Origin of the sequence: Nostocoides sp. HKS02 (assembly GCF_009707485.1) — a bacterium.
GTDB lineage: Bacteria > Actinomycetota > Actinomycetes > Actinomycetales > Dermatophilaceae > Pedococcus.
This window is the reverse complement of the sequence record NZ_CP046121.1, coordinates 330,867-351,205: the sequence shown is the minus strand read 5'-3', so window position 1 is coordinate 351,205 and position 20,339 is coordinate 330,867. Positions and strand designations below refer to the sequence as shown.

Below are 20,339 nucleotides of genomic sequence, written 5' to 3'. Positions count from 1 at the left end.
AGGCACGTACCCATGAAGATCGCCCTGTTCGGAGCCAGTGGAGTCGTCGGCTCGCGGATTGCCGCCGAGGCAGTCCGGCGCGGCCACGACGTCACCGCCATCACCCGCACCGGCACCACCTCCATGCCCGGCGTGGCCGCCCGCGCCGGCGACCTCGGCGACGAGGCGACGATCAAGGAGGCCGCAGCAACGCATGACGTCGTCGTCTCGGCCACCGGACCGAGCCGGACGGGCGAGAGCCACGAGCCGTGGCTGGCCGCCGTCCAGACCCTCATCGACCACGGCACCGAGGCCCGCGTGCTCTTCGTGGGCGGGGCAGGGTCCCTGGTCGACCCCAACGGCACCCGACTGCTCGACACCGAGGGCTTCCCCGAGGTCTACCGCGCCGAGGCCCTCAGCGGGGCAGCCGCCCTGGACCTGTTCCGCGCCGCCCCCGCTGACCTCGACTGGACGTTCTTCTCCCCTGCGCCGGTGATCGCCCCGGGAGAGCGGACCGGGCAGTACGCGCTGGGACTGGACTCCCCCGCAGGAGACCAGATCAGCGCCGAGGACTATGCCGTGGCGATGCTGGACGAGATCGAGCAGCCGAGGCACCGCCGCCAGAGGTTCACCGCGGCGAGCTGAGCCAGGCCGCGCGCGGCATACCGACAGAGACCGGACGTCCGCATCGCGGTCGTCCGGTCTCACGACGCGAACGCTCACTAGGATCGAGCAGCAACGTGCCCCACCTGCGTCCCCCCTCAGGAGGCCCCGTGTTCAGCAAGGTCCTGGTCGCCAACCGTGGCGAGATCGCGGTTCGCGCCTTCCGCGCCGCCACCGAGCTCGGCGCCAAGACGGTGGCCGTCTTCCCCTACGAGGACCGCAAGTCCGAGCACGTGCTCAAGGCCGACGAGGCATACCAGATCGGCGACGAGGGGCACCCCGTGCGGGCCTACCTCGACCCCGAGGGCATCGTGCGGACCGCGCTCGAGTCGGGGGCGGACGCGGTCTACCCGGGCTACGGGTTCCTCTCCGAGAACCCCGACCTCGCCGAGGCCTGTGCCGCCGCCGGGGTGACGTTCGTCGGGCCGCCCGCCTCGGTCCTGCACCTCACCGGCAACAAGGCCCGCGCCATCGCCGCGGCCAAGCAGGCCGGTCTGCCGACCCTGCGCTCGTCCGAGCCCAGCGACGACGTGGACACCCTCGTCGCCGCCGCCACGGAGATCGGGTTCCCCATCTTCGCCAAGGCGGTCGCCGGTGGTGGCGGCCGTGGCATGCGGCGCGTCGAGCGTCCCGAGGACCTGCAGGACGCGCTCGAGGCCTGCATGCGCGAAGCCGAGTCCGCATTCGGCGACGCCACGGTCTTCCTCGAGGAGGCAGTCGTCAGCCCCCGCCACATCGAGGTCCAGATCCTCGCCGACGGCGCCGGCAGCGTGATCCACCTCTTCGAGCGCGACTGCTCGGTGCAGCGGCGCCACCAGAAGGTCGTGGAGATCGCCCCCGCCCCCAACCTCGACCCCGACCTGCGCGAGCGGATGTGTGCACACGCCGTGGCCTTCGCCCGGGAGATCGGCTACGTCAACGCCGGCACGGTCGAGTTCCTGCTGGCACCCGACGGCCGGTACGTCTTCATCGAGATGAACCCGCGCATCCAGGTCGAGCACACCGTGACCGAGGAGATCACCGACGTCGACCTCGTGAGCAGCCAGCTGCGCATCGCCAGCGGCGAGACCCTTGCCGACCTCGGGCTGTCCCAGGACACCCTCCAGATCCGCGGGGCCGCGCTGCAGTGCCGGATCACCACCGAGGACCCCGCCAACGAGTTCCGGCCGGACACCGGTCGCATCACGACCTACCGCTCTGCCGGCGGCGCCGGCGTGCGCCTCGACGGAGGCACGGTGTTCGTCGGGGCCGAGATCGGCGCCCACTTCGACTCGATGCTCGTCAAGCTCACCTGCCGCGGGCGCGACTTCCCCACCGCAGTGCGGCGCGCTCGGCGGGCTCTGGCCGAGTTCCGCATCCGCGGCGTCTCCACCAACATCCCGTTCCTGCAGGCCCTGCTGGAGGAGCCGGACTTCCAGGCCGGTCGACTGTCGACCTCCTTCATCGACGAGCGGCCCTACCTGCGCACGGCCCGGGTCTCCGCCGACCGGGGCACCAAGCTGCTCACCTACCTCGCCGAGGTCACCGTCAACCAGCCGCACGGTCCGGGACGCACCCGGGTCTCACCGCGCTCCAAGCTGCCCGCCATCGACCGGACCACTCCCCCACCTCCCGGCGCCCGAGACCGGCTGCTGCGCCAGGGTCCACAGGCCTTCGCCGAGGCGCTGCGCGCCCAGGAGGCCGTGGGTGTCACCGAGACGACGTTCCGCGACGCCCACCAGTCGTTGCTGGCCACCCGCCTGCGCACCCGCGACCTCATGCACGTCGCCCCGCACGTCGCCCGCCTGACGCCGCAGCTGCTGTCGGTCGAGGCCTGGGGCGGCGCGACCTACGACGTCGCGCTCCGCTTCCTGGCCGAGGACCCGTGGGACCGGCTCGCGCAGCTGCGCGAGGCGATGCCCAACCTGCCGCTGCAGATGCTCCTGCGCGGGCGCAACACGGTCGGCTACACGCCCTACCCCACCGAGGTCACCGACGCGTTCGTCACCGAGGCTGCCAGCACCGGCATCGACATCTTCCGCATCTTCGACGCGCTCAACGACGTGGGCCAGATGCGACCGGCCATCGACGCGGTGCGGGCGACCGGCACCGCCGTCGCCGAAGTGGCGTTGTGCTACACCGGCGACCTCACCAACCCCGGTGAGCGGCTCTACACCCTCGACTACTACCTGCGCCTCGCCGAGCAGATCGCCGACGCCGGGGCGCACGTCATCGCGATCAAGGACATGGCCGGCCTGCTGCGGGCACCAGCCGCACGCACGCTGGTCACCGCGCTGCGCGAGCGCTTCGACCAGCCCGTCCACCTGCACACCCACGACACCGCCGGCGGGCAGCTGGCAACGTTGCTCGCCGCCATCGACGCCGGAGTCGACGCCGTGGACGTCGCCAGTGCGGCCCTGTCGGGCACGACGAGCCAGCCGCCCATGTCGAGCCTGGTCGCGGCCACCGACGGCACACCACGCGCCACCGGCCTCGACCTGCAGACCGTCTGCGACCTCGAGCCCTACTGGGAGGCCGTCCGCCAGCTGTACTTCCCCTTCGAGTCCGGCCTGCCTGCCCCGACCGGTCGGGTGTACACCCACGAGATCCCCGGTGGCCAGCTGTCCAACCTGCGCCAGCAGGCCATCGCGCTCGGCCTCGGCGACCACTTCGAGGAGGTCGAGGACATGTATGCCGCGGCCAACCGGATCCTGGGCAACATCGTCAAGGTCACCCCGAGCAGCAAGGTCGTGGGAGACCTGGCGCTGGCCCTGGTCGGCGCGAAGGCCGACCCGGCGGACTTCGAGGCCAACCCGACCCGGTACGACATCCCCGACTCGGTCATCGGGTTCCTCTCCGGTGAGCTCGGCGACCCGCCCGGCGGCTGGCCCGAACCGTTCCGTACGAAGGCCCTCGAAGGCCGCGACGTCAAGCCCCGGGTCACCGAGCTGAGCGAAGAGGACAGCGCCGCGCTCAAGGCAAGCCCCCGGCATACCTTGAACCGCTTGCTGTTCCCCGGCCCGACCCAGGACTTCGAGAGGTCGCGCGACGCGTACTCCGACCTCGCGGTGCTGGGCACCCGCGAGTTCCTCCACGGAGTCGAGGTCGGCTTCGAGCACGAGATCGACCTCGAACCGGGCAAGCGGCTGCTCATCGCCCTGCAGTCGGTGTCCGACGCCGACGAGCGCGGCATGCGCACCGTGATGTTCACCATGGGCGGCCAGCTGCGCCCCGTCCAGGTTCGCGACGAGCAGGTCGCGGTCGACGTCAAGGCCGCCGAGAAGGCCGACGCGAGCGACAAGGGCCAGGTCGCCGCACCGTTCGCCGGCGTGGTCAGTCTGGCCGTCGAGGAGGGTGGGCGCGTCGAAGCCGGAGCGGTCGTCGCCACCATCGAGGCCATGAAGATGGAGGCCAACATCACGGCGCCGGTCGCCGGCACGGTGGCCAGGCTGGCGATCGGCTCCCAGCAGCAGGTCGAGGGCGGCGACCTGCTGCTCGTCATCACGGCTTAGCTCGGGTTTCGCCGGTGGGTTCGGTGCCCGCCGCGTTTCGCGTCGCCCGTTCGGGGTAGAAGCGGGACATTCCTACCGAAGGAGGCCCCCATGGGCGGCGACGACAAGATGAAGAACATGGCGCAGGACGCGTCCGGCAAGGCCAAGGAAGCCACGGGCAAGGTCACCGACGACGAGAGCCTCGAGGCCGAAGGCAAGGCCGACCAGACCGAGGCCGACCTCAAGCAGGCTGGCGAGAAGGTCAAGGACGCCTTTCGCAGCTGACAGCTGACACGACTGACCGCGAAGGCCGGGCCCATGGGCCCGGCCTTCGTGCTGCGGTGGCTACCACGAGCCTCCCCCCGAGCCCCCACCTCCGCCGCCCGAGAAGCCGCCCCCGCCGGAGAAGCCCGATCCCCCGGAGCTACCGGGGGTGCTGGCGAAGGCGCCCCCCGCCGTGGTCGCGAAGGCGTCCATGCCGTCGGCGATCCCCCCAAACGACGCATAGTCGCCGCCCAGGTACCACAGCGGAGGCGTGATCACGTGGCCGGCCGCAGCCGCTGCCTGCGCCACCCGTTCGAAGGTCGAGGCCCACTGGGAGGCCACCCCGAAGACGATGGCGAAGGGCAGGTACCGGCTGAAGATGTCCTGGGCCTCCTCCCAGCGGATCTGGTTGGCCTCCGCGGTCACGAGGTACTGCTTGAAGCCCTCGGACTGGGCCAGCACGGCGCTGCCATCGGCGGTGCGGGCAGCCATCCGCCGGCCGAAGAACAGCACGATCCCCCCGGCGAGCACGAGCCCGCCCAGGAGGACGGCGCCCGGGGGAACGGGCAGCCCCGCCACGGAGCCCAGTCGCCGCAACGAGCCACCCAGCCAGAAGAACGCGAACGCTCCGAGGGCGACGAGGGAGCCCCCGAGCACCGTCCAGCTGGCGCGCTGGGCCTGGGGTGAGCGCCGGAACCACCCCCGGCGGACGACCTCGTCGTACATCAGGCTCTGCACCCGGTCGAGGGTCGGCTTGAACCGGTTGCGCAGTTCGGAGAGGTTGACGAGCGGGCCCGACGCGAAGACGCCCTCGAGCAGCGCAACTTCATAGGGCAGCAGCGCCGAGGTCGGGGGCGCGGCGCGGGTCAGCCGCCAGTCCTTGCGCCCGAACGCACCGTGCTCGGTCTCGCCGATCGTCAGGAAGCCGCGAACGGCCAGGTCGACCAGCGTGGCGGAGACGTCGATGGTGTTGGCCGTCTCGTCGATGATGGTGCCCACGAGCCCTGGTTGGACGCCCTCGGGGGAGTGAACTGGACGGCGACGGCGGGCCGTCCCCCGCGGGTGACGGCACCCGTGTCGCCCACTCCGGGACGCAGCCCCGGGGTGAGACCGGCATACCGCTCGTCCCGCCCGCGGGTGTAGACGAGCGTGCCCATGAGCCCCGCTGCGAGCAGGGGCAGGGTGATCCCGGCACCGACCGCCAGGGCTCCGACAGCACTCGCCACCGGGGCGGTCACGATCGCGCCCGAGTCGCTCACGCTGCCGCGACGCAGCACCGGGGTGAGGGTCCCGAACGCCGTCGCAGGCAGGGAGACGAGCACCGAGACCCCCTGGCCGACCTGCAGTCCGGGCGCACTGAACCGGGCGGCGGCGCCCGCCGTCGCGCTGCACCGCTGGGTGGAGCCCTGCTCGCCGTAGAAGCACTCCGCGCGGTCGCTCGGCGCGGGTCCGGTGACGGTGGCGGTGACCTGGGCGTACTGGTGGGTGTCTCCGGGCTGGACGAGGTTCCAGTAGAACTCGGCGTGGTCCGGGAAGCCGTTCACCGCGCTCGCGAGGTGGTAGCTCACGACGTAGGACTGCGTGCCCACAACGGTCCGCCCCGGGTCACCGACCCGGATGCGAACGGAGCTGCCGTCGAGGGCGTCGCTGACCTGCACGTCGGCGGGCGCACCGGTGGGCGACGTCGCCCGCACGGCGCTGATGGGGTACTCCCGGTAGACGTCGGTGCGGTTCTGGTAGCCGACCCGGACCCGCACGAGCCGGTCGATGCCGTGCCGTGCCTGACCCTCGGGGAACTGCCACGTGATGTGCTCCACGACGTCGACCGACCCGTCATGGTTCAGGGTGAAGTCGACGTGGAACGCGGTCGCGCTGTCATCCGCGCCGGCCGCCTGGGCCACTGTCCCGCCGAGGACCCACGCAACGAAGGCGAGCAGGACCGCGAACCCCGCTGACGCGGCATACCGCCGCCCCGGGGTCGCCTGCACGGCTAGCGCTCGCCCCGGCTGTGGAGCGCGCGCTGGGTGTCCATGGTGTCCTGGCGCTCGCGCAGCGTCTGTCGCTTGTCGTACTGCCGCTTGCCCTTGGCGATGGCGATCTCGACCTTGGCCTTGCCGTCCTTGAAGTACAGCTGCAGCGGCACGATGGTGTGCCCGCTCTCGGAGGACTTGCGCTGGATCTTGGCGAGCTCGGAGCGGTGCAGCAGCAGCTTGCGACGACGCCGCGGCGTGTGGTTGGTCCACGTGCCCTGGACGTACTCGGGGATGTGCACGCCCTCCAGCCACAGCTCGTCACCGCGCCAGGCGGCATAGCCGTCGATGAGCGAGGCGCGGCCCATGCGCAACGACTTCACCTCGGTGCCCATCAGGACCAGGCCCGCCTCGAAGGTGTCCTCGATGAGGTAGTCGTGACGAGCCTTGCGGTTGCTCGCCACGACCTTGTGCCCAGCGTCCTTGGCGTCCTTGGCCACTGCTCTTCCCGTCCGTGCGTGGATGGCGCGGGCGCGTCGCCCGTGCGGGGCAACGCTACCTGCTCACCCGGGTATGCCGGCCAGCCGGTTTCCCGACCGGCGACCAGGTGCGCGCGGCGTGGCTCAGAGCCAGCGGCGCGGGTCGCGCGGGACGCCGTCCTCGTAGGTCTCGAAGTGCAGGTGGCAGCCCGTGGACTCACCGCTGGTGCCGACGTACCCGATGACCTCGCCGCGGTAGACGCGACCGCTGGTGACAGCGAACCGCTCCATGTGGTTGTAGGTCGTCACGAGGTCGACTCCGCGGACGATGCCGTGGTCGATCTCCGTGCGGTTGCCGTAGCCGGAGACGACCCCGGCCGAGATGATCTGGCCGTCGGCCGCCGCGCGGATCGGCGTGCCGCAGTCGGCCGCGTAGTCACGGCCCGCGTGCAGGCGCCAGTAGTGCAGGATCGGGTGGAACCGCATGCCGAACTCGGAGGAGATCCAGCCGTCGGACGGCCTGGAGAGGAAGCCGCTGGCGGTCGCCGGCCCCGGCGGAACCCGCTTGCCTGCTCGCCGCAGGGCCGCCGCGCGGCGAGCCGCCGCCGCCTTGGCCGCCTTGGCCCGCGCCACGAGGACAGCCTGCAGGTGAGCCTGGACCTTCTGTGCGGCCGCGAGCTGCTTCTTCTCCGCGGCCGCCTGGGCGGCGAGGTTCTTCGACTGGGCGAGCTGCTGGGCGGCCAGCGCCTGCAGCTGTTGCTGGGCCCGCGCGGCGGCGGCGCGGGCAGCCTGGGCCTTGGCCAGGGCCGCCTCGGCCGCCTTCTTCGCAGCGGCGACCTGGACGCGAAGCGCCGTGATGTGCGCCTCCTGGGCGGTCGCCGCGGCGCGGGCCGTGGCCAGCCGGCTCAGCGACTGGTTCTGGACATCCATCACCGTGTCGGTCATCGCGATGCGGTTGGCGAAGTCGTCCGGGGTGGTCGCGCTCAGGGCCACGGACAGCTGGCCCATGCCCTGGTCCTGGTAGAGCTGGGAGGCGAAGCGGGCGACCCGCTGACGGTTCTGGCTCAGGTGCGCCTGGGTGGACGCGAGCTCGTCGATGGCCCGGGCCTCGTTGGCCTGGGCGACCTGGAGCTGGACCGTCATCTGCGAGTTGTAGAGGTCCGCCTTGGCCACCACCGCGGTGGCCTGGTCGAGCGCCTGTTGGGCGAGCGGAAGCTCGGCCTGCGTCCTCTTGAGCGCGAGGTAGGCGTTCGCCAGGTGGGCGCCGACCTCGTCGAGCTGGCCCTTGAGTGCCTGGATCTGGCGGTCGACCTGCTTCTTCGCCGTGTTGGGGTCAGTGGCCCCGGGTGTCGACCCGTCGAGGCCGGACACCGTGCTGGCCGGCGCTGCGTGGGCGACCGGAATGCCGCTGAGCGACGCGGCGGCCAGCCCCAGGGAACACGCGACGGCCACACCCAGGGCGCCCCGTCGGACCGATGCCAGCCGACCCGACCGCGGGAGATTTGCGCTCATAGGCCACATTGGTAACACACACCCCATCGGTATCCGGGGATTGGCCGGTCAGACGCGCAGGTAACGCCACAAGGTGACCCAGGAGGTCATCACGGCGATGACCAGCATGAGTCCGGCCAGCCACGGGGCGATGACCCAGACATCGGTGATCCCGACCAAGGGGACATCCGGCAGCACCTTGGCGACGTAGGGCCCGACGAGGTAGTCGGTGGTGGCCCACAGCAGCCCGACTGCGGCGCCGACGCCCGCCAGCGTGGCGAGCACGATCTCCATGACGAACGGCAGCCGGATCGTGAGGTTCGAGGCCCCCACGAGCTTCATGATCCCGGTCTCACGGCGCCGGGTGAAGGCCGCCTGCCTGATCGTGGTGACCATCAGCAGCACGGCACAGATGATCATGATGAAGGCGAGCACGAGCGAGGCGACGGTGATGCCGTTCATCACCTTGAACAAGCTTGTCCAGGGTCTTCTGCTGGTCCTGCACGCGTCCTACCCCCGGGGCGCCCTGGAAGGCGCTCACCACCACGTCGTACTTGGTCGGGTCGGACAGCTGCACCCGGTAGCTCTGCGGGATGTCGCCGACCCGGATGTTGCTCGCGAGCGGGCTGTTGCGGAACTGCTCCTGGAACCGGTCGTAGGCCTGTTGCTCGGACTCGTAGTAGACGTTCTTGACCAGGGGCTTCATCTGGTCGAGCTGGGCCTTGAGAGCCGCCTTCTGCTCGGCCGTGATGGCCTTGCCCGCACAGTTCGCCTCGGCCGAGTCCTGCCCGCACATGAAGATCGAGACCTGGATGCGGTCGTACCAGTAGCCCTTGAGGGTGTCGACCTCACGCTGGGCGAGCAGGCCGAGCCCGAGGAGGTACAGCGACACCGTGGTGACGAGCATGACCGAGACGGCGATGGAGAGGTTTCGGCGCAGGCCGATCCAGATCTCGCCGAGCATGAACTGCAGTCGCATGGAGTGGGTCTCTTCCGAAGTCTGTGGCGGCCGGTGGCGGTCGGGTCGCGGTCAGCGCCCGCTGCCGTAGACGCCCTTGTTCTCGTCGCGGACGATGTGGCCAGACACGAGCTCCACCACGCGCTTGCGCAGCTGGTTGACGATGTCGTCGTCGTGGGTGGCCATCACGATGGTGGTGCCGGTGCGGTTGATCCGGTCGAGCAGCCGCACGATGTCGAGGCTGGTGGCGGGGTCGAGGTTTCCGGTCGGCTCGTCGCACAGCAGGATCGGGGGCTTGTTGACGAAGGCCCTGGCGATGGCCACGCGCTGCTGCTCACCACCGGAGAGCTCGTGCGGGAGACGCTTCTCCTTGCCTTCGAGACCGACCATCTCGAGGGTCTCGGGCACGACCTGGCGGATCGCGTGTCCGGAACGACCGAGGACCTGCAGGGCGAACGCGACGTTCTGGTAGACGTTCTTGTTGGGCAGCAGGCGGAAGTCCTGGAACACCGTGCCGATCTCGCGGCGCAGCCGGGGCACCTTGCGCTGCGGCAGTCCCCCGACTTCCTGCCCCGCAACGAGGACGGTGCCCTGGGTGGCGCGTTCCTCCTTGAGCACGAGGCGCAGGAGGGTCGACTTGCCCGAACCGGACGCGCCGACGACGAAGACGAACTCGCCGCGCTCGACGTCGAGCGTGACGTCGCTCAGGGCCGGTCGGGTGGACCGGGGATAGACCTTGCTGACGTTCTCGAAGCGGATCATGCGCGGGGGGTGAGCCTTACGGGCGGGGGCGGGGACGGCATACGACCGCGCGCGGCTGCGCACGCACGACGCCACCGAGGATAGGTCGGGAACCTTGGTATGCCGCGCAGCGGCGGCTCTTCGGCGTTGCGCGGCGCCCCGTGGTCTGGCCGGCCTCGTCAGCCGGCGAGCTTCTCCTGCTCCTTGCGCCACCGCACGCCGGCTTCGATGAAGCCGTCGATGTCGCCGTCGAAGACGGCCGAGGGGTTGCCCACCTCGTGCTCGGTGCGCAGGTCCTTGACCATCTGGTACGGCTGCAGGACGTAGGAGCGCATCTGCTCGCCCCAGCTGGCCTTGATGTCGCCGGCCATCTCCTTCTTCGCCGCTGCTTCCTCGGCCTGCTTCTGGATGAGCAGTCGGGACTGGAGCACGCGCAGCGCGGCCGCGCGGTTCTGGATCTGGGACTTCTCGTTCTGCATCGAAACGACGATGCCGGTCGGGATGTGGGTCATGCGCACCGCGGAGTCAGTGGTGTTGACGGACTGACCGCCCGGGCCCGACGAGCGGAACACGTCGACCTTGATCTCGTTCTCGGGGATCTCGATGGAGTCGGTGGACTCGATGAGCGGGATCACCTCGACTGCGGCGAAGCTCGTCTGGCGTCGGCCCTGGTTGTCGAACGGGCTGATCCGGACCAGCCGGTGCGTGCCGCCCTCGACGGAGAGGTTGCCGAAGGCGTAGGGCACGTCGACCTCGAACGTCACCGACTTCAGGCCCGCCTCCTCGGCATACGAGGTGTCCATGACCTTGGTCGGGTAACCGTGCCGCTCCGCCCAGCGCAGGTACATCCGCATGAGCATCTCGGCGAAGTCCGCCGCGTCGACACCACCCGCGCCCGCCCGGATCGTGACCACCGCCGCGCGCTCGTCGTACTCACCCGAAAGCAGGGTGCGCACCTCGAGCTCGGCCACGGCCTTCTGGACGGCGACCAGCTCCTTCTCGGCCTCGGCGAGGGTCTCGGCGTCGCCGCCGTCCTCGGTGGCCATCTCGACAAGCGTCTCGAGGTCGTCGATGCGCGAGTCCATGCCGGTGACCCGCTCGTACTCGGAGTTGGCCCGCGACAGCGCCGAGGTCACCTGCTGCGCCGCGTCGGGGTCGTCCCACAGGTTGGGGACGCCCGACTGCGCCTCGAGATCCTTGATGCGCTCCCGCAGCGATTCGAGGTCGGTCACCTCGCGCACGGAGTCCATCGTCGTGCGGAGGTTCTTGATCTCTTGGGAGAAGTCGGTTGCCACGAGGGTCAAGCCTAGTTCACGGGCGGGGCCGCGGTTTGCGCCCGTGCTCAGACCACCAGGCCGAGCAGCAGCACGAACACCAGCCCGGTCACGGAAAGGACGGTCTCCATGAGCGACCACGACTTCAGGGTCTGACCCACGCTGAGGCCGAAGTACTCCTTGACCAGCCAGAAGCCGGCGTCGTTGACGTGGGAGAAGAACACCGAACCCGCGCCGATCGCCAGGACGAGCAGCGAGACGTGCGTCGGAGCCATCCCGGCGGCCAGCGGCGCCAGGATGCCGGAGGCGGTGACCGTGGCCACCGTCGCGGAGCCGGTGGCGAGGCGGATCAGGACGGCGACGAGCCAGGCGAGCAGGAGCACGGACAGGCCGCTGCCCTGCACCCAGGTGGCCACGAGCTTGCCGATCCCGGTGTCGACCAGGGTCTGCTTGAAGCCACCACCCGCGGCGACGATGAGGATGATCCCCGCGATGGGCGGCAGCGCCTGCTCGAGCGACTTCGCGAGCTCCTTGGTGCCCATCCGGGCGCCACGGCCGAGGGTGAACATGCCGACGATGACCGCGATGAGCAGGGCGATGAGCGGCGTGCCGACGAAGTCGAGCACGGTGCGGACCGGGTTGTCCTTGCCCGCGAGGATGTCGGCGAGCGCCTTGCCCAGCATGAGGACGACCGGGGTGAGGACGGCGAACAGCGTCACGGCGAAGGACGGGCGCGGGTCGAGCGCGTTCTCGCGGGGCTCGTACATCGTGGGCGCGGGGACGTCGACCCAGCGGCCGGCGAACCGGGCGAAGAGCGGGCCGGCGATGGCCACGGTCGGGATCGCGACGAGCACACCGAGGCCGAGGGTCAGCCCGAGGTTGGCCTTGAGGGCGTCGATGGCCACGAGCGGCCCGGGGTGGGGCGGGACCAGGCCGTGCATGGCCGACAGGCCCGCGAGCGCCGGGATGCCGACCTTGATGACGGACAGGCCGGACCGGCGCGCGACCAGGAAGATGACCGGCATCAGGAGCACGAGGCCGATCTCGAAGAACATCGGCAGGCCGATGATGGCGCCGACTCCGGCCATCGCCCACGGCAGGGTGCGTGCACTGGAGCGACCGACGATCGTGTCGACGATCTCGTCCGCGCCACCGGAGTCGGCGAGCAGCTTGCCGAACATCGCACCGAGCGCGATCAGCGTGCCGACACTCGCCGCCGTGGCGCCGAAGCCCTTGGTGAAGCTGTCGACGGTCGCCGAGAGCTCGACACCCGCGACGGCGCCGACCACCAGGGAGCCGATGGTGAGCCCGAGGAAGGGGTGCAGCTTGAACCGGGTGATCAGCAGGACGATGACGGCGATACCCAGGAGCGCGGCGGGGACGAGCCGTGCGGCGGGGATTGCCGGGGCGTCAGCCGCCGCGAGGGCGGGCTGCACCAGGGAGAACAGGTCGAGACTCATGCGGAGACTCCGCCTTTCGCGGTGAGGAGGGTGACTGACTCGTCGACGAGGTTGTCGACCGACGAAGAGACGTCGAGGACGGCGCCCCGCTCGTCGGGCTCGAGGGCTTCGAGGGTGGCGAACTGGCTGTCGATGAGCGCGGCGGGCATGAAGTGGGCCGGCCGGGCTGCGACGCGGGCCGCGAGGACGTCGCGGTCACCGTGCAGGTGCAGGAAGAAGGTCGCAGGCGCTGCGCCGGCCAGGACGTCGCGGTACTCACGCTTGAGCGCCGAGCAGCTGGCGACGCCGCCGCTGGACGTGTGGTCGGCGAGCCAGGCGGCGATGGCCTCGAGCCACGGCTTGCGGTCGACGTCGTCGAGCGGGATGCCGGCAGACATCTTGGCGATGTTGGCCTCGGGGTGGAAGTCGTCGGCGTCGGCGAACGGGACGCCCAGGCGCTGCGCGAGGGCGGCGCCGACGGTGGTCTTTCCCGAGCCGGACACCCCCATCACGACGACGAGGGGCGGTGGATGGTGCTGCATGCTCCATGACTCCTTTGTCAGGCCTGTTCATCAAGCTCGTTCGTGCTCGGACCAGAGTGCCCTCCCTAGACCGGCCTTATCAAGAGTTTCGGGAAAATAAATCAGATTTCTTTACCCCCTTCTGTCATACATCACCTCTCTGGCACCCTTGGCCTCATGGCCATCGCATCCGCGGCACGCTCCGCGCCCCACCGGCTCGGTGACGCCAGCACGCCGGGGGGCCTGCACGCCTCGGTCCTCGACGCGCTCGGGCAGGACATCGTCTCGGGTCGCTGCCCCGTGGGTGCGGTGCTGCGCATCGACCAGCTCGACGAGGCCTATGGCGTGTCGCGGTCGGTGGTCCGCGAAGCAGTGCGGGTCCTGGAGTCGATGGGGCTGGTGGAGACGCGGCGTCGCCTCGGGGTGCGGGTGCGTCCCCGGGCCGACTGGAACGTGTTCGACCCGCGCGTGATCCGGTGGCGACTCGACGGCCCCGATCGCGAGGAGCAGCTGCTCTCACTGGGCGAGCTGCGCAAGGGGTTCGAGCCGGTCGCGGCCGGCCTGGCCGCAGAGCGCGCCACGCCGGAACAGTGCGGCACCATGACCGGGGCCGTCATGCAGATGGCGGTGCACGCCAAGGCCGGCGACCTCGAGGCCTACCTCGACGCGGACACGTTGTTCCACCGCACCATGCTCGAGGCGTCGGGCAACGAGATGCTCGCTGCCCTGCACAACGTCGTCGCCGAGGTGCTCGCTGGCCGCACGCACCACGACCTCATGCCTGCCCGACCGAACCCGCTCGCGATCCGGCTGCACGCCGACGTCGCCGAGGCGATCCAGTCCGGGGACGGCCCGGCTGCGGCTGCGGCGATGACCTCGATCATCGACGAGGCCAGCGCGGCTCTGCGGGACGGGCGCCCGCTCGACTGAGCCGTGACCGGCTGGCCCGGGCCGCCGCACGCGCCGGCCCCGCACGCGGCATACGCAGCACCAGGGAACTTCGCGCACGTGTGTCCTACTTCGCCGTGAGCTCCTGTCTGTTCAGCGGGACGCAAGTCTGCTGAGTGGTGGCCGCACGCTCGGGCCCTGCCGCGCGGAGCAGCGAGCCTCAGGCGCGGAGCAGATCGCGGGTGATGGGGGGCGCGTCCACCTCGGCTGCCTCGACCCAGCCGGCGGGGTGTTCCCGCATCCGGTCCACCTCGGTGGCGAGGTCGCCCACCGCGCCGAGGGCGGTGAACTCCGGAGGAAGACCGCCTTGTCCACCATGGTCACCCTCCCTAGGCCTGCCCGGTCTCGAGCAACCTGCGGAACCCGGCCTCGTTGAGGATGGGCCGCCCGAGCTCGCGCGCCTTGTCCTCCTTGGAACCGGCGTTCTCGCCGACGACCACGTAGTCGGTGTTCTTCGACACCGACCCGGAGGCCTTGCCCCCACGGGCCAGGATCGCCTCCTTCGCCTCGTCGCGCGAGAACCCCTCGAGCGACCCGGTCACGACCACCGTCAGCCCCGCCAGCGTCTGCTCCACGGAGGCATCGCGCTCGTCGCGCATGACCACCCCGTCGGCCGCCCACTGGTCGACGATGCGCAGGTGCCACGCGTTGTCGGGCGCGTCGAACCACTCCCGCACCGCGTCAGCGATGACGCCGCCCACCCCCTCGACGCCGGCGAGCTCGTCCCGGGTCGCGTCGCGGATCGCCGTCATCGAGCCGAAGTGCTGCGCCAGCGCCCGGGCGGCCGTAGGACCGACGTGTCGGATCGACAGCGCCACGAGCACGCGCCACAGCGGCTGCTGCTTGGCCTGGCCGAGGTTCTCGACCAGGCGCTTGCCGTTGGCCGAGAGCACCCGGCCATCGACGACGGCCTCAGCCGGATCGGTCTTCTTCGCAGCGCGGGTGAACAGCGGGACCGTGGCGATGGCGGACTCGTCGAGCCCGAACAGGCCGCTCTCGTCCTCGAGGACGCCTGAGTCGAGCAGGGCCGTCGCGCCCTCCCAGCCGAGTGCCTCGATGTCGAACGCGCCGCGCCCCGCCAGCCCGGCGAGCCGCTCGCGCAGCTGGGACGGGCAGGTGCGCGAGTTGGGGCAGCGGATGTCCTTGTCGCCCTCCTTCTCCGGGCGCAGCGGGGTCCCGCACGAGGGGCACGTCGTCGGCATGACGAACTCCCGCTCGGTGCCGTCGCGCAGGTCGACGACCGGGCCGAGGATCTCGGGAATGACGTCACCGGCCTTGCGCAGCACCACCATGTCGCCGATGAGGACGCCTTTGCGCCGCACCTCGTCGGCGTTGTGGAGGGTGGCACGCTCCACCGTCGACCCGGCGACGACCACGGGCTCCATGACCCCGAACGGCGTCACCCGGCCGGTGCGCCCGACGTTGACCTGGATGTCGAGGAGCTTGGTGTTGACCTCCTCGGGCGGGTACTTGTAGGCGATCGCCCAGCGGGGTGCCCGTGACGTCGACCCCAGCTGGCGCTGCACGGCCACCTCGTCGACCTTGACCACGATGCCGTCGAGCTCGTGCTCGACGCTGTGGCGGTGCTCGCCGAAGTAACGGACGAACTCCTGGACCTCCTCGATCGTGTCGAGCACCCGGAAGTGGGTGGAGATCGGCAGGCCCCACTCGCGGAGCTTCTCGTACGCCTCGGACTGGCGCGTGAGCTCGAGCCCCTCGCGGAACCCGATGCCGTGGACGAGCATGTGCAGCGGGCGGCTGGCGGTGACCCGCGGGTCCTTCTGGCGCAGTGACCCGGCTGCCGAGTTGCGGGGGTTGGCGAACGGGGCCTTGCCCGCCTCGACGAGCGAGGCGTTGAGCTCGGCGAACCCCTCGAGCGGGAAGAAGACCTCACCACGGACCTCGACCCGCGCGGGGTGGCCCGAGCCGGCGAGCTGGTGCGGGATGCCCTCGATGGTCTTGACGTTGTGGGTGACGTCCTCGCCGGTGCGCCCGTCGCCGCGGGTGAGGGCGCGCGTGAGCCGACCCTTTTCGTAGAGCAGGTTCACGGCCAGCCCGTCGATCTTGAGCTCGCAGAGATAGTGGTATGCCGTGGTGCCCGCGTCGCGAGTCACGCGCGCCGCCCACTGCGCGAGCTCCTCGGGCGAGAAGCAGTTGTCGAGACTGAGCATCCGCTCGAGGTGGTCGACGGCCTGGAACTCCGTCGAGAACACCGCACCGCCGACCTGCTGGGTCGGGCTCTCGGGGGTGCGCAGCTCGGGGTAGTCGTCCTCGAGCGCCGTCAACCGCCGGATCAAGGTGTCGTACTCGCCGTCGCTGATCGTCGGCGCATCCTTGACGTGGTAGGCGAACTGGGCGGCGCTGGCCTGCTCGGCGAGCTCGGTCCACTCGTGACGGACTTCCTGCGGGACGGTGCTCGAGACGATCTCACTCACGGGCCCATCCTGCCGCACCCCACCGACGGCACGCGGCATACCGAATCACGGCGAAGCCGTAGCCAACGCGGAGGCCAGCAGGGAGGATGACGGCAGCGCCCCGGGAGCCCCGTACGCCCCACACGCCCACGAAGGAGTGGAGTCACCGATGACCAACCTCGCCACCAACCTGGTCGAGACGGCCGGCAGCCGGCCCGACTCGCCGGCCATCAAGTTCCATGGCCAGGACCTCAGCTATGGCCAGCTCCATGCGATGGCGGCCTCGGTGGCGGGACAGCTGCGGGCGTCCGGCGTCGAGCCCGGCGACCGGGTGGCGATCATCCTGCCGAACGTGCCGGCGTTTCCCGTCGTGTTCTTCGGCTCCCTGCTGGCCGGTGCGATCGTCGTGCCGATGAACCCCCTACTCAAGGCGGGCGAGATCGACTTCTTCTTCACCAACTCCGGCGCCACGGTCGCCTTCGTGTGGCCCGACTTCGTCGCCGAGGCCACGGCCGGCGCCGAGCGTTCGGGAACCCGCATCATCCCCTGCGGCGTGCTCGGCCCCGAGGCCGGCACCCTCGAGGACGGCGACCCGATCAGCACGCCGGTCGAGCGCGACGACGAAGACACCGCGATCGTCCTGTACACCTCGGGCACCACCGGTCGCCCCAAGGGAGCAGAGCTCACCCACCGCAACGTCCACCTGAACGCCCACCGCAGCGCCGTCGAGATCCAGCAGACGACAGCCGCGGACGTCGTGATGGGGTGCCTGCCCCTGTTCCACGTGTTCGGGCTCGTGGTGGGGCTCAACGCCGCAGTCATCTCCGGCGCGGCCCTGGCGCTCATCCCCCGCTTCGACCCCGCAGAGGCGATCAAGGTCATCGGCAACGAGAAGGTCACCATCATGATGGGCGTCCCGACGATGTATGCCGCGATCCTCAACCACCCCGACTCGGACTCCCTCGACGCGAGCTCCCTGCGCGCCTGCTGCTCGGGCGGATCGGCGATGCCGCTGGAGGTCATGAAGGCGTTCGAGGCGAAGTTCGACTGCATCATCCTCGAGGGGTACGGCCTGTCCGAGACCTCACCGGTCGCGTCGTTCAACATGCCCGACCGGGAGCGCAAGCCCGGCACCATCGGCGTGGCGATCCCCGGGTGCGAGATGAAGCTCGTCGACCTGGACGGCAACGACGTCCCACCGGGGGAGGGCGTGGGCGAGATCGCCATTCGCGGTGACAACGTCATGAAGGGGTACTGGAACAACCCCGAGGCCACGGCTGAGGCGATCCCGGACGGGTGGTTCCGCACCGGTGACCTGGCCACGGTCGACGACGAGGGGTACTTCACCATCGTGGACCGCAAGAAGGACATGATCCTGCGGGGCGGCATGAACGTGTACCCGCGCGAGGTGGAGGAGGTGCTCTACACCCACCCCGATGTCCTCGAGGCCGCCGTGGTCGCGGTACCTGACGACCTCCTCGGCGAGGACGTGGGCGCCGCGGTGGCGCTGCGACCCGGGTCGACCGCGACGCTCGAGGACGTCCAGGCCTACGTCAAGGAACGCATCGCGGCCTACAAGTACCCGAGGCACCTCTGGCAGGTCGACGAGCTGCCCAAGGGCCCCACCGGCAAGATCCTGCGCCGCGAGGTTCACCAGCCAACCGGCTCCTGAGCGAGTCGCCCCAACCGGCCTCGTGGGCAGGATCGTCAGGGCGCAGGCCCGGACGACCCTGCCCACGAGGTCGCGTCAGCTGGCGAGCCGACGCCGCCGGTCGGGCAGCCCGATGACGACCGCCGACAGGAGCACGATCGCGGCACCGAGCAGCTGGGGCCACGCGAGGCTCTCGCGCAGCACGACCACCCCGAGGATCACCGACACGACGGGGATGAGGTACGTGACCGTCGTGCTCACCGTCGCGCCCGCGCCCCGGACGACGTCGAACTGGAGCATGTAGGCCAGGCCCGTGCCGACGACGCCGAGCGCGAGCACGCAGACCAGCGGCAGCAGCGTGCCCCCGTGGGTGGTGTCGAGGTGTCCGGCCCACGGCGCGGCATAGCTCGCGCGGTGGAACAGCCACCAGACGAGCACGACCGGCACCATCAGCACCGACCCCACGACGAGCAGGGCGGTGGGCATGGAGAGGCCGCCGAGGTCGGCCTGCCCGAGGAACCGACGGTTGTACGTCCAGCCGAGGCCGTAGCACGCGCCCGCCACCAAGGTCATGCCGAACCCGAGCAGGTCGGGGCGCCCCGCCGACGCCCACGGCTGCATGATGACGACGACACCCACGAATCCGATGACCACGGCCGCGAGCTTGCGCCGCGACAGGCGGTCGCTGGGCAGCAGGGCCAAGGCGAAGAACACGGCGGCCAGCGGCGTGGTCGCGTTGCCGATGCCGGCCAGGGCCGAGGAGACGCGCTCCTCCCCCGCGGCGAACAGGCTGAACGGCAGCGCGGTGAGGAACACGCCTGACACCGCCAGGTGCCCCCAGACCCTCGGCTCCCGCGGCAGCCGGCCGCCGGTGACGGCCAGCAGCGCCAGCAGGGTCGCGGTGCCGGCGAAGATCCGCAGCCCGGAGATCTGCAGCGGCGCCATGGTGCGCAGTCCGACCTTCATCAGCAGGAAGCTCGAGCCCCAGATGAGGGCGAGCAGGAGGTACTTGGCCTGCCAGGGCACCCGGGTCGTCGAGGTGGCGGGCTCGACGCGTGAGGGGGTGGCGACGCTGCTCATGGGTGGGTCAACTTTCCGCTCGTTCGGACCATTCCGCGGCCACGTCGACCGCTGCACGTTGAACGCGCCAGGCCCCCGCGGGTGTGAGTCCGGCGAGTCCGCACGCGGGGCTGGCGACGAGGTCGCCCAGGGCGGAGGTGGGCATGCCGGCGTCGTGCCAGCCACGAGCCACCGTTGCCGCGGCCTCCTGGACGGTGCCGCCGCCGTCGGTGGGCAGGCAGCCGGCCCACAGGGCCACCCCTTGCTCGACCGTCGCGGCGACGGACTCCCAGCGCTGGGGCGTGAGGGTGGTCGTGTCGAAGGCGATCGCTGCCACCCCGGTGGCCCGCAGAAGCGGCAGGGGTATGCCGGGGTCGCAGCAGTGCACCACCGTCGCCGTCGCGTCGGGCGCGGCGCCCAGGACGTCGCGCAGCCCGTTCATCACCGTCATCGGGTCGACCGACCGCAGGTGCCCGTAGCCGGACGCGGTCGGGATGTGCCCGGCCAGCACGGCCGGGAGCGAGGGCTCGTCGAGCTGGAGCGTCAGCGTCGCCTGCGGCACCAGCCGCTGCACCTCGGCGACGTGCCGACGCAGTCCCTCGGTGAGCGACCCCACGAGGTCGCGCACGGCGCCCTGGTCGGACAGCGCCCGCTCGCCCCGGGTGAGCTCGAGTCCGGCCGCGAGGGTCCAGGGCCCCGCGCACTGGACCTTGAGCTCGCCGGCGTAGCCGTCGAAGGCTTCGGCGAGCTCGTCGAGGTCCTGGCGCCAGAGTCCGGCGGTGCGCCCGGCGTCGTGCCCGGGCCGGTCGACGAACCGCCAGCCGCCGGGCTGGAGGTCGACGTGGAGGTCGACCAGCAGGCCAGCGGAGCGCCCGAGCAGCTCGGACCCCGGGCCGCGTGCCGGCAGCTCGGGCAGGTAGGGCAGGTGGCCGTCGCCGAGGAGGTCACGCACCCCACGCAAGGCCTCGCGGATGTCCGTGCCGGGCAGAGATCCGATACCGGTTGCGCGAGCCACAAC

General features: G+C 70.8%; 18 protein-coding genes. 5 read left to right on the top strand and 13 right to left on the bottom strand.

Annotation, left to right across the window (positions count from 1 at the left end):
- Nucleotides 1-12 precede the first annotated feature (12 nt).
- The 3 genes from GKE56_RS01560 to GKE56_RS01550 all read left to right on the top strand — a co-directional run bounded on the left by GKE56_RS01560 (nt 13) and on the right by GKE56_RS01550 (nt 4,397).
- Complete coding sequence (locus GKE56_RS01560; RefSeq protein ID WP_154683069.1) at nt 13-624, top strand: NAD(P)-dependent oxidoreductase; 612 nt, start codon at nt 13-15, stop codon at nt 622-624.
- A 128-nt stretch (nt 625-752) separates the two neighbouring features.
- On the top strand, nt 753-4,133 hold the full coding sequence (locus GKE56_RS01555; protein WP_154683068.1) for a pyruvate carboxylase: 3,381 nt from the start codon (nt 753-755) through the stop codon (nt 4,131-4,133).
- A 90-nt stretch (nt 4,134-4,223) separates the two neighbouring features.
- Nucleotides 4,224-4,397: a CsbD family protein gene (locus tag GKE56_RS01550; protein WP_154683067.1), complete on the top strand. Its 174-nt coding sequence runs from the start codon at nt 4,224-4,226 to the stop codon at nt 4,395-4,397.
- Between the two features lie 60 nt (nt 4,398-4,457).
- On the opposite strand, the gene GKE56_RS17760 is transcribed toward GKE56_RS01550, so the two are convergent.
- The 10 genes from GKE56_RS17760 to GKE56_RS01505 form a co-directional block, all read right to left on the bottom strand.
- Nucleotides 4,458-5,375 carry a DUF2207 domain-containing protein gene (locus GKE56_RS17760; protein WP_154683066.1) on the bottom strand — a complete coding sequence of 306 codons (918 nt, stop codon included), beginning with the start codon at nt 5,373-5,375 and terminating at the stop codon, nt 4,458-4,460.
- Nucleotides 5,294-6,364, bottom strand: a complete 1,071-nt coding sequence (locus GKE56_RS17755) for a DUF2207 domain-containing protein (protein ID WP_154683065.1) — start codon at nt 6,362-6,364, stop codon at nt 5,294-5,296. The genes GKE56_RS17760 and GKE56_RS17755 overlap by 82 nt, the downstream gene beginning before the upstream one ends.
- Before the next feature lie 2 nt (nt 6,365-6,366).
- The gene (smpB, locus tag GKE56_RS01535) at nt 6,367-6,846 is read right to left on the bottom strand and encodes an SsrA-binding protein SmpB (protein WP_154683064.1); all 480 of its coding nucleotides are present in this window, start codon (nt 6,844-6,846) and stop codon (nt 6,367-6,369) included.
- Nucleotides 6,847-6,969: 123 nt separating this feature from the next.
- On the bottom strand, nt 6,970-8,337 hold the full coding sequence (locus GKE56_RS01530; RefSeq protein ID WP_154683063.1) for a peptidoglycan DD-metalloendopeptidase family protein: 1,368 nt from the start codon (nt 8,335-8,337) through the stop codon (nt 6,970-6,972).
- Nucleotides 8,338-8,385: 48 nt separating this feature from the next.
- Nucleotides 8,386-8,712 (bottom strand): FtsX-like permease family protein, encoded by a 327-nt coding sequence (locus tag GKE56_RS17095; RefSeq protein WP_230209108.1) that lies wholly within the window; start codon nt 8,710-8,712, stop codon nt 8,386-8,388.
- Nucleotides 8,669-9,295 (bottom strand): permease-like cell division protein FtsX, encoded by a 627-nt coding sequence (locus GKE56_RS01525; RefSeq protein ID WP_230209107.1) that lies wholly within the window; start codon nt 9,293-9,295, stop codon nt 8,669-8,671. The genes GKE56_RS17095 and GKE56_RS01525 overlap by 44 nt, the downstream gene beginning before the upstream one ends.
- Nucleotides 9,296-9,346: 51 nt before the next feature.
- Nucleotides 9,347-10,036 (bottom strand): cell division ATP-binding protein FtsE, encoded by a 690-nt coding sequence (ftsE, locus tag GKE56_RS01520; RefSeq protein ID WP_154683062.1) that lies wholly within the window; start codon nt 10,034-10,036, stop codon nt 9,347-9,349.
- Nucleotides 10,037-10,194: 158 nt separating this feature from the next.
- Complete coding sequence (gene prfB / locus GKE56_RS01515) at nt 10,195-11,310, bottom strand: peptide chain release factor 2 (RefSeq protein WP_154683061.1); 1,116 nt, start codon at nt 11,308-11,310, stop codon at nt 10,195-10,197.
- A 47-nt stretch (nt 11,311-11,357) separates the two neighbouring features.
- On the bottom strand, nt 11,358-12,749 hold the full coding sequence (locus GKE56_RS01510) for a GntP family permease (protein WP_154683060.1): 1,392 nt from the start codon (nt 12,747-12,749) through the stop codon (nt 11,358-11,360).
- Complete coding sequence (locus tag GKE56_RS01505; RefSeq protein ID WP_230209106.1) at nt 12,746-13,270, bottom strand: gluconokinase; 525 nt, start codon at nt 13,268-13,270, stop codon at nt 12,746-12,748. Before GKE56_RS01505 ends, GKE56_RS01510 begins: the two co-directional genes overlap by 4 nt.
- A 156-nt stretch (nt 13,271-13,426) precedes the next feature.
- Between GKE56_RS01505 and GKE56_RS01500 the strand changes: the two genes are divergently transcribed.
- Nucleotides 13,427-14,179, top strand: coding sequence for a FadR/GntR family transcriptional regulator (locus GKE56_RS01500; protein WP_154683059.1), 753 nt, complete (start codon nt 13,427-13,429; stop codon nt 14,177-14,179).
- A 347-nt stretch (nt 14,180-14,526) separates the two neighbouring features.
- Here the strand turns inward: GKE56_RS01500 and ligA are convergent, their stop codons facing one another.
- On the bottom strand, nt 14,527-16,671 hold the full coding sequence (gene ligA / locus GKE56_RS01495; protein ID WP_154683058.1) for an NAD-dependent DNA ligase LigA: 2,145 nt from the start codon (nt 16,669-16,671) through the stop codon (nt 14,527-14,529).
- Between the two features lie 109 nt (nt 16,672-16,780).
- On the opposite strand from ligA, the gene GKE56_RS01490 reads away from it, so the two are divergent.
- Entirely contained in the window at nt 16,781-18,283 is a 1,503-nt protein-coding gene (locus tag GKE56_RS01490) for a long-chain fatty acid--CoA ligase (protein ID WP_154683057.1), read from the top strand.
- Between the two features lie 75 nt (nt 18,284-18,358).
- Here GKE56_RS01490 and GKE56_RS01485 read toward each other — a convergent pair whose 3' ends face one another.
- Nucleotides 18,359-19,342: a DMT family transporter gene (locus GKE56_RS01485; RefSeq protein WP_154683056.1), complete on the bottom strand. Its 984-nt coding sequence runs from the start codon at nt 19,340-19,342 to the stop codon at nt 18,359-18,361.
- A 7-nt stretch (nt 19,343-19,349) separates the two neighbouring features.
- Nucleotides 19,350-20,336, bottom strand: coding sequence for a methionine synthase (locus GKE56_RS01480; RefSeq protein ID WP_154683055.1), 987 nt, complete (start codon nt 20,334-20,336; stop codon nt 19,350-19,352).
- Between the last annotated feature and the right edge of the window lie 3 nt (nt 20,337-20,339).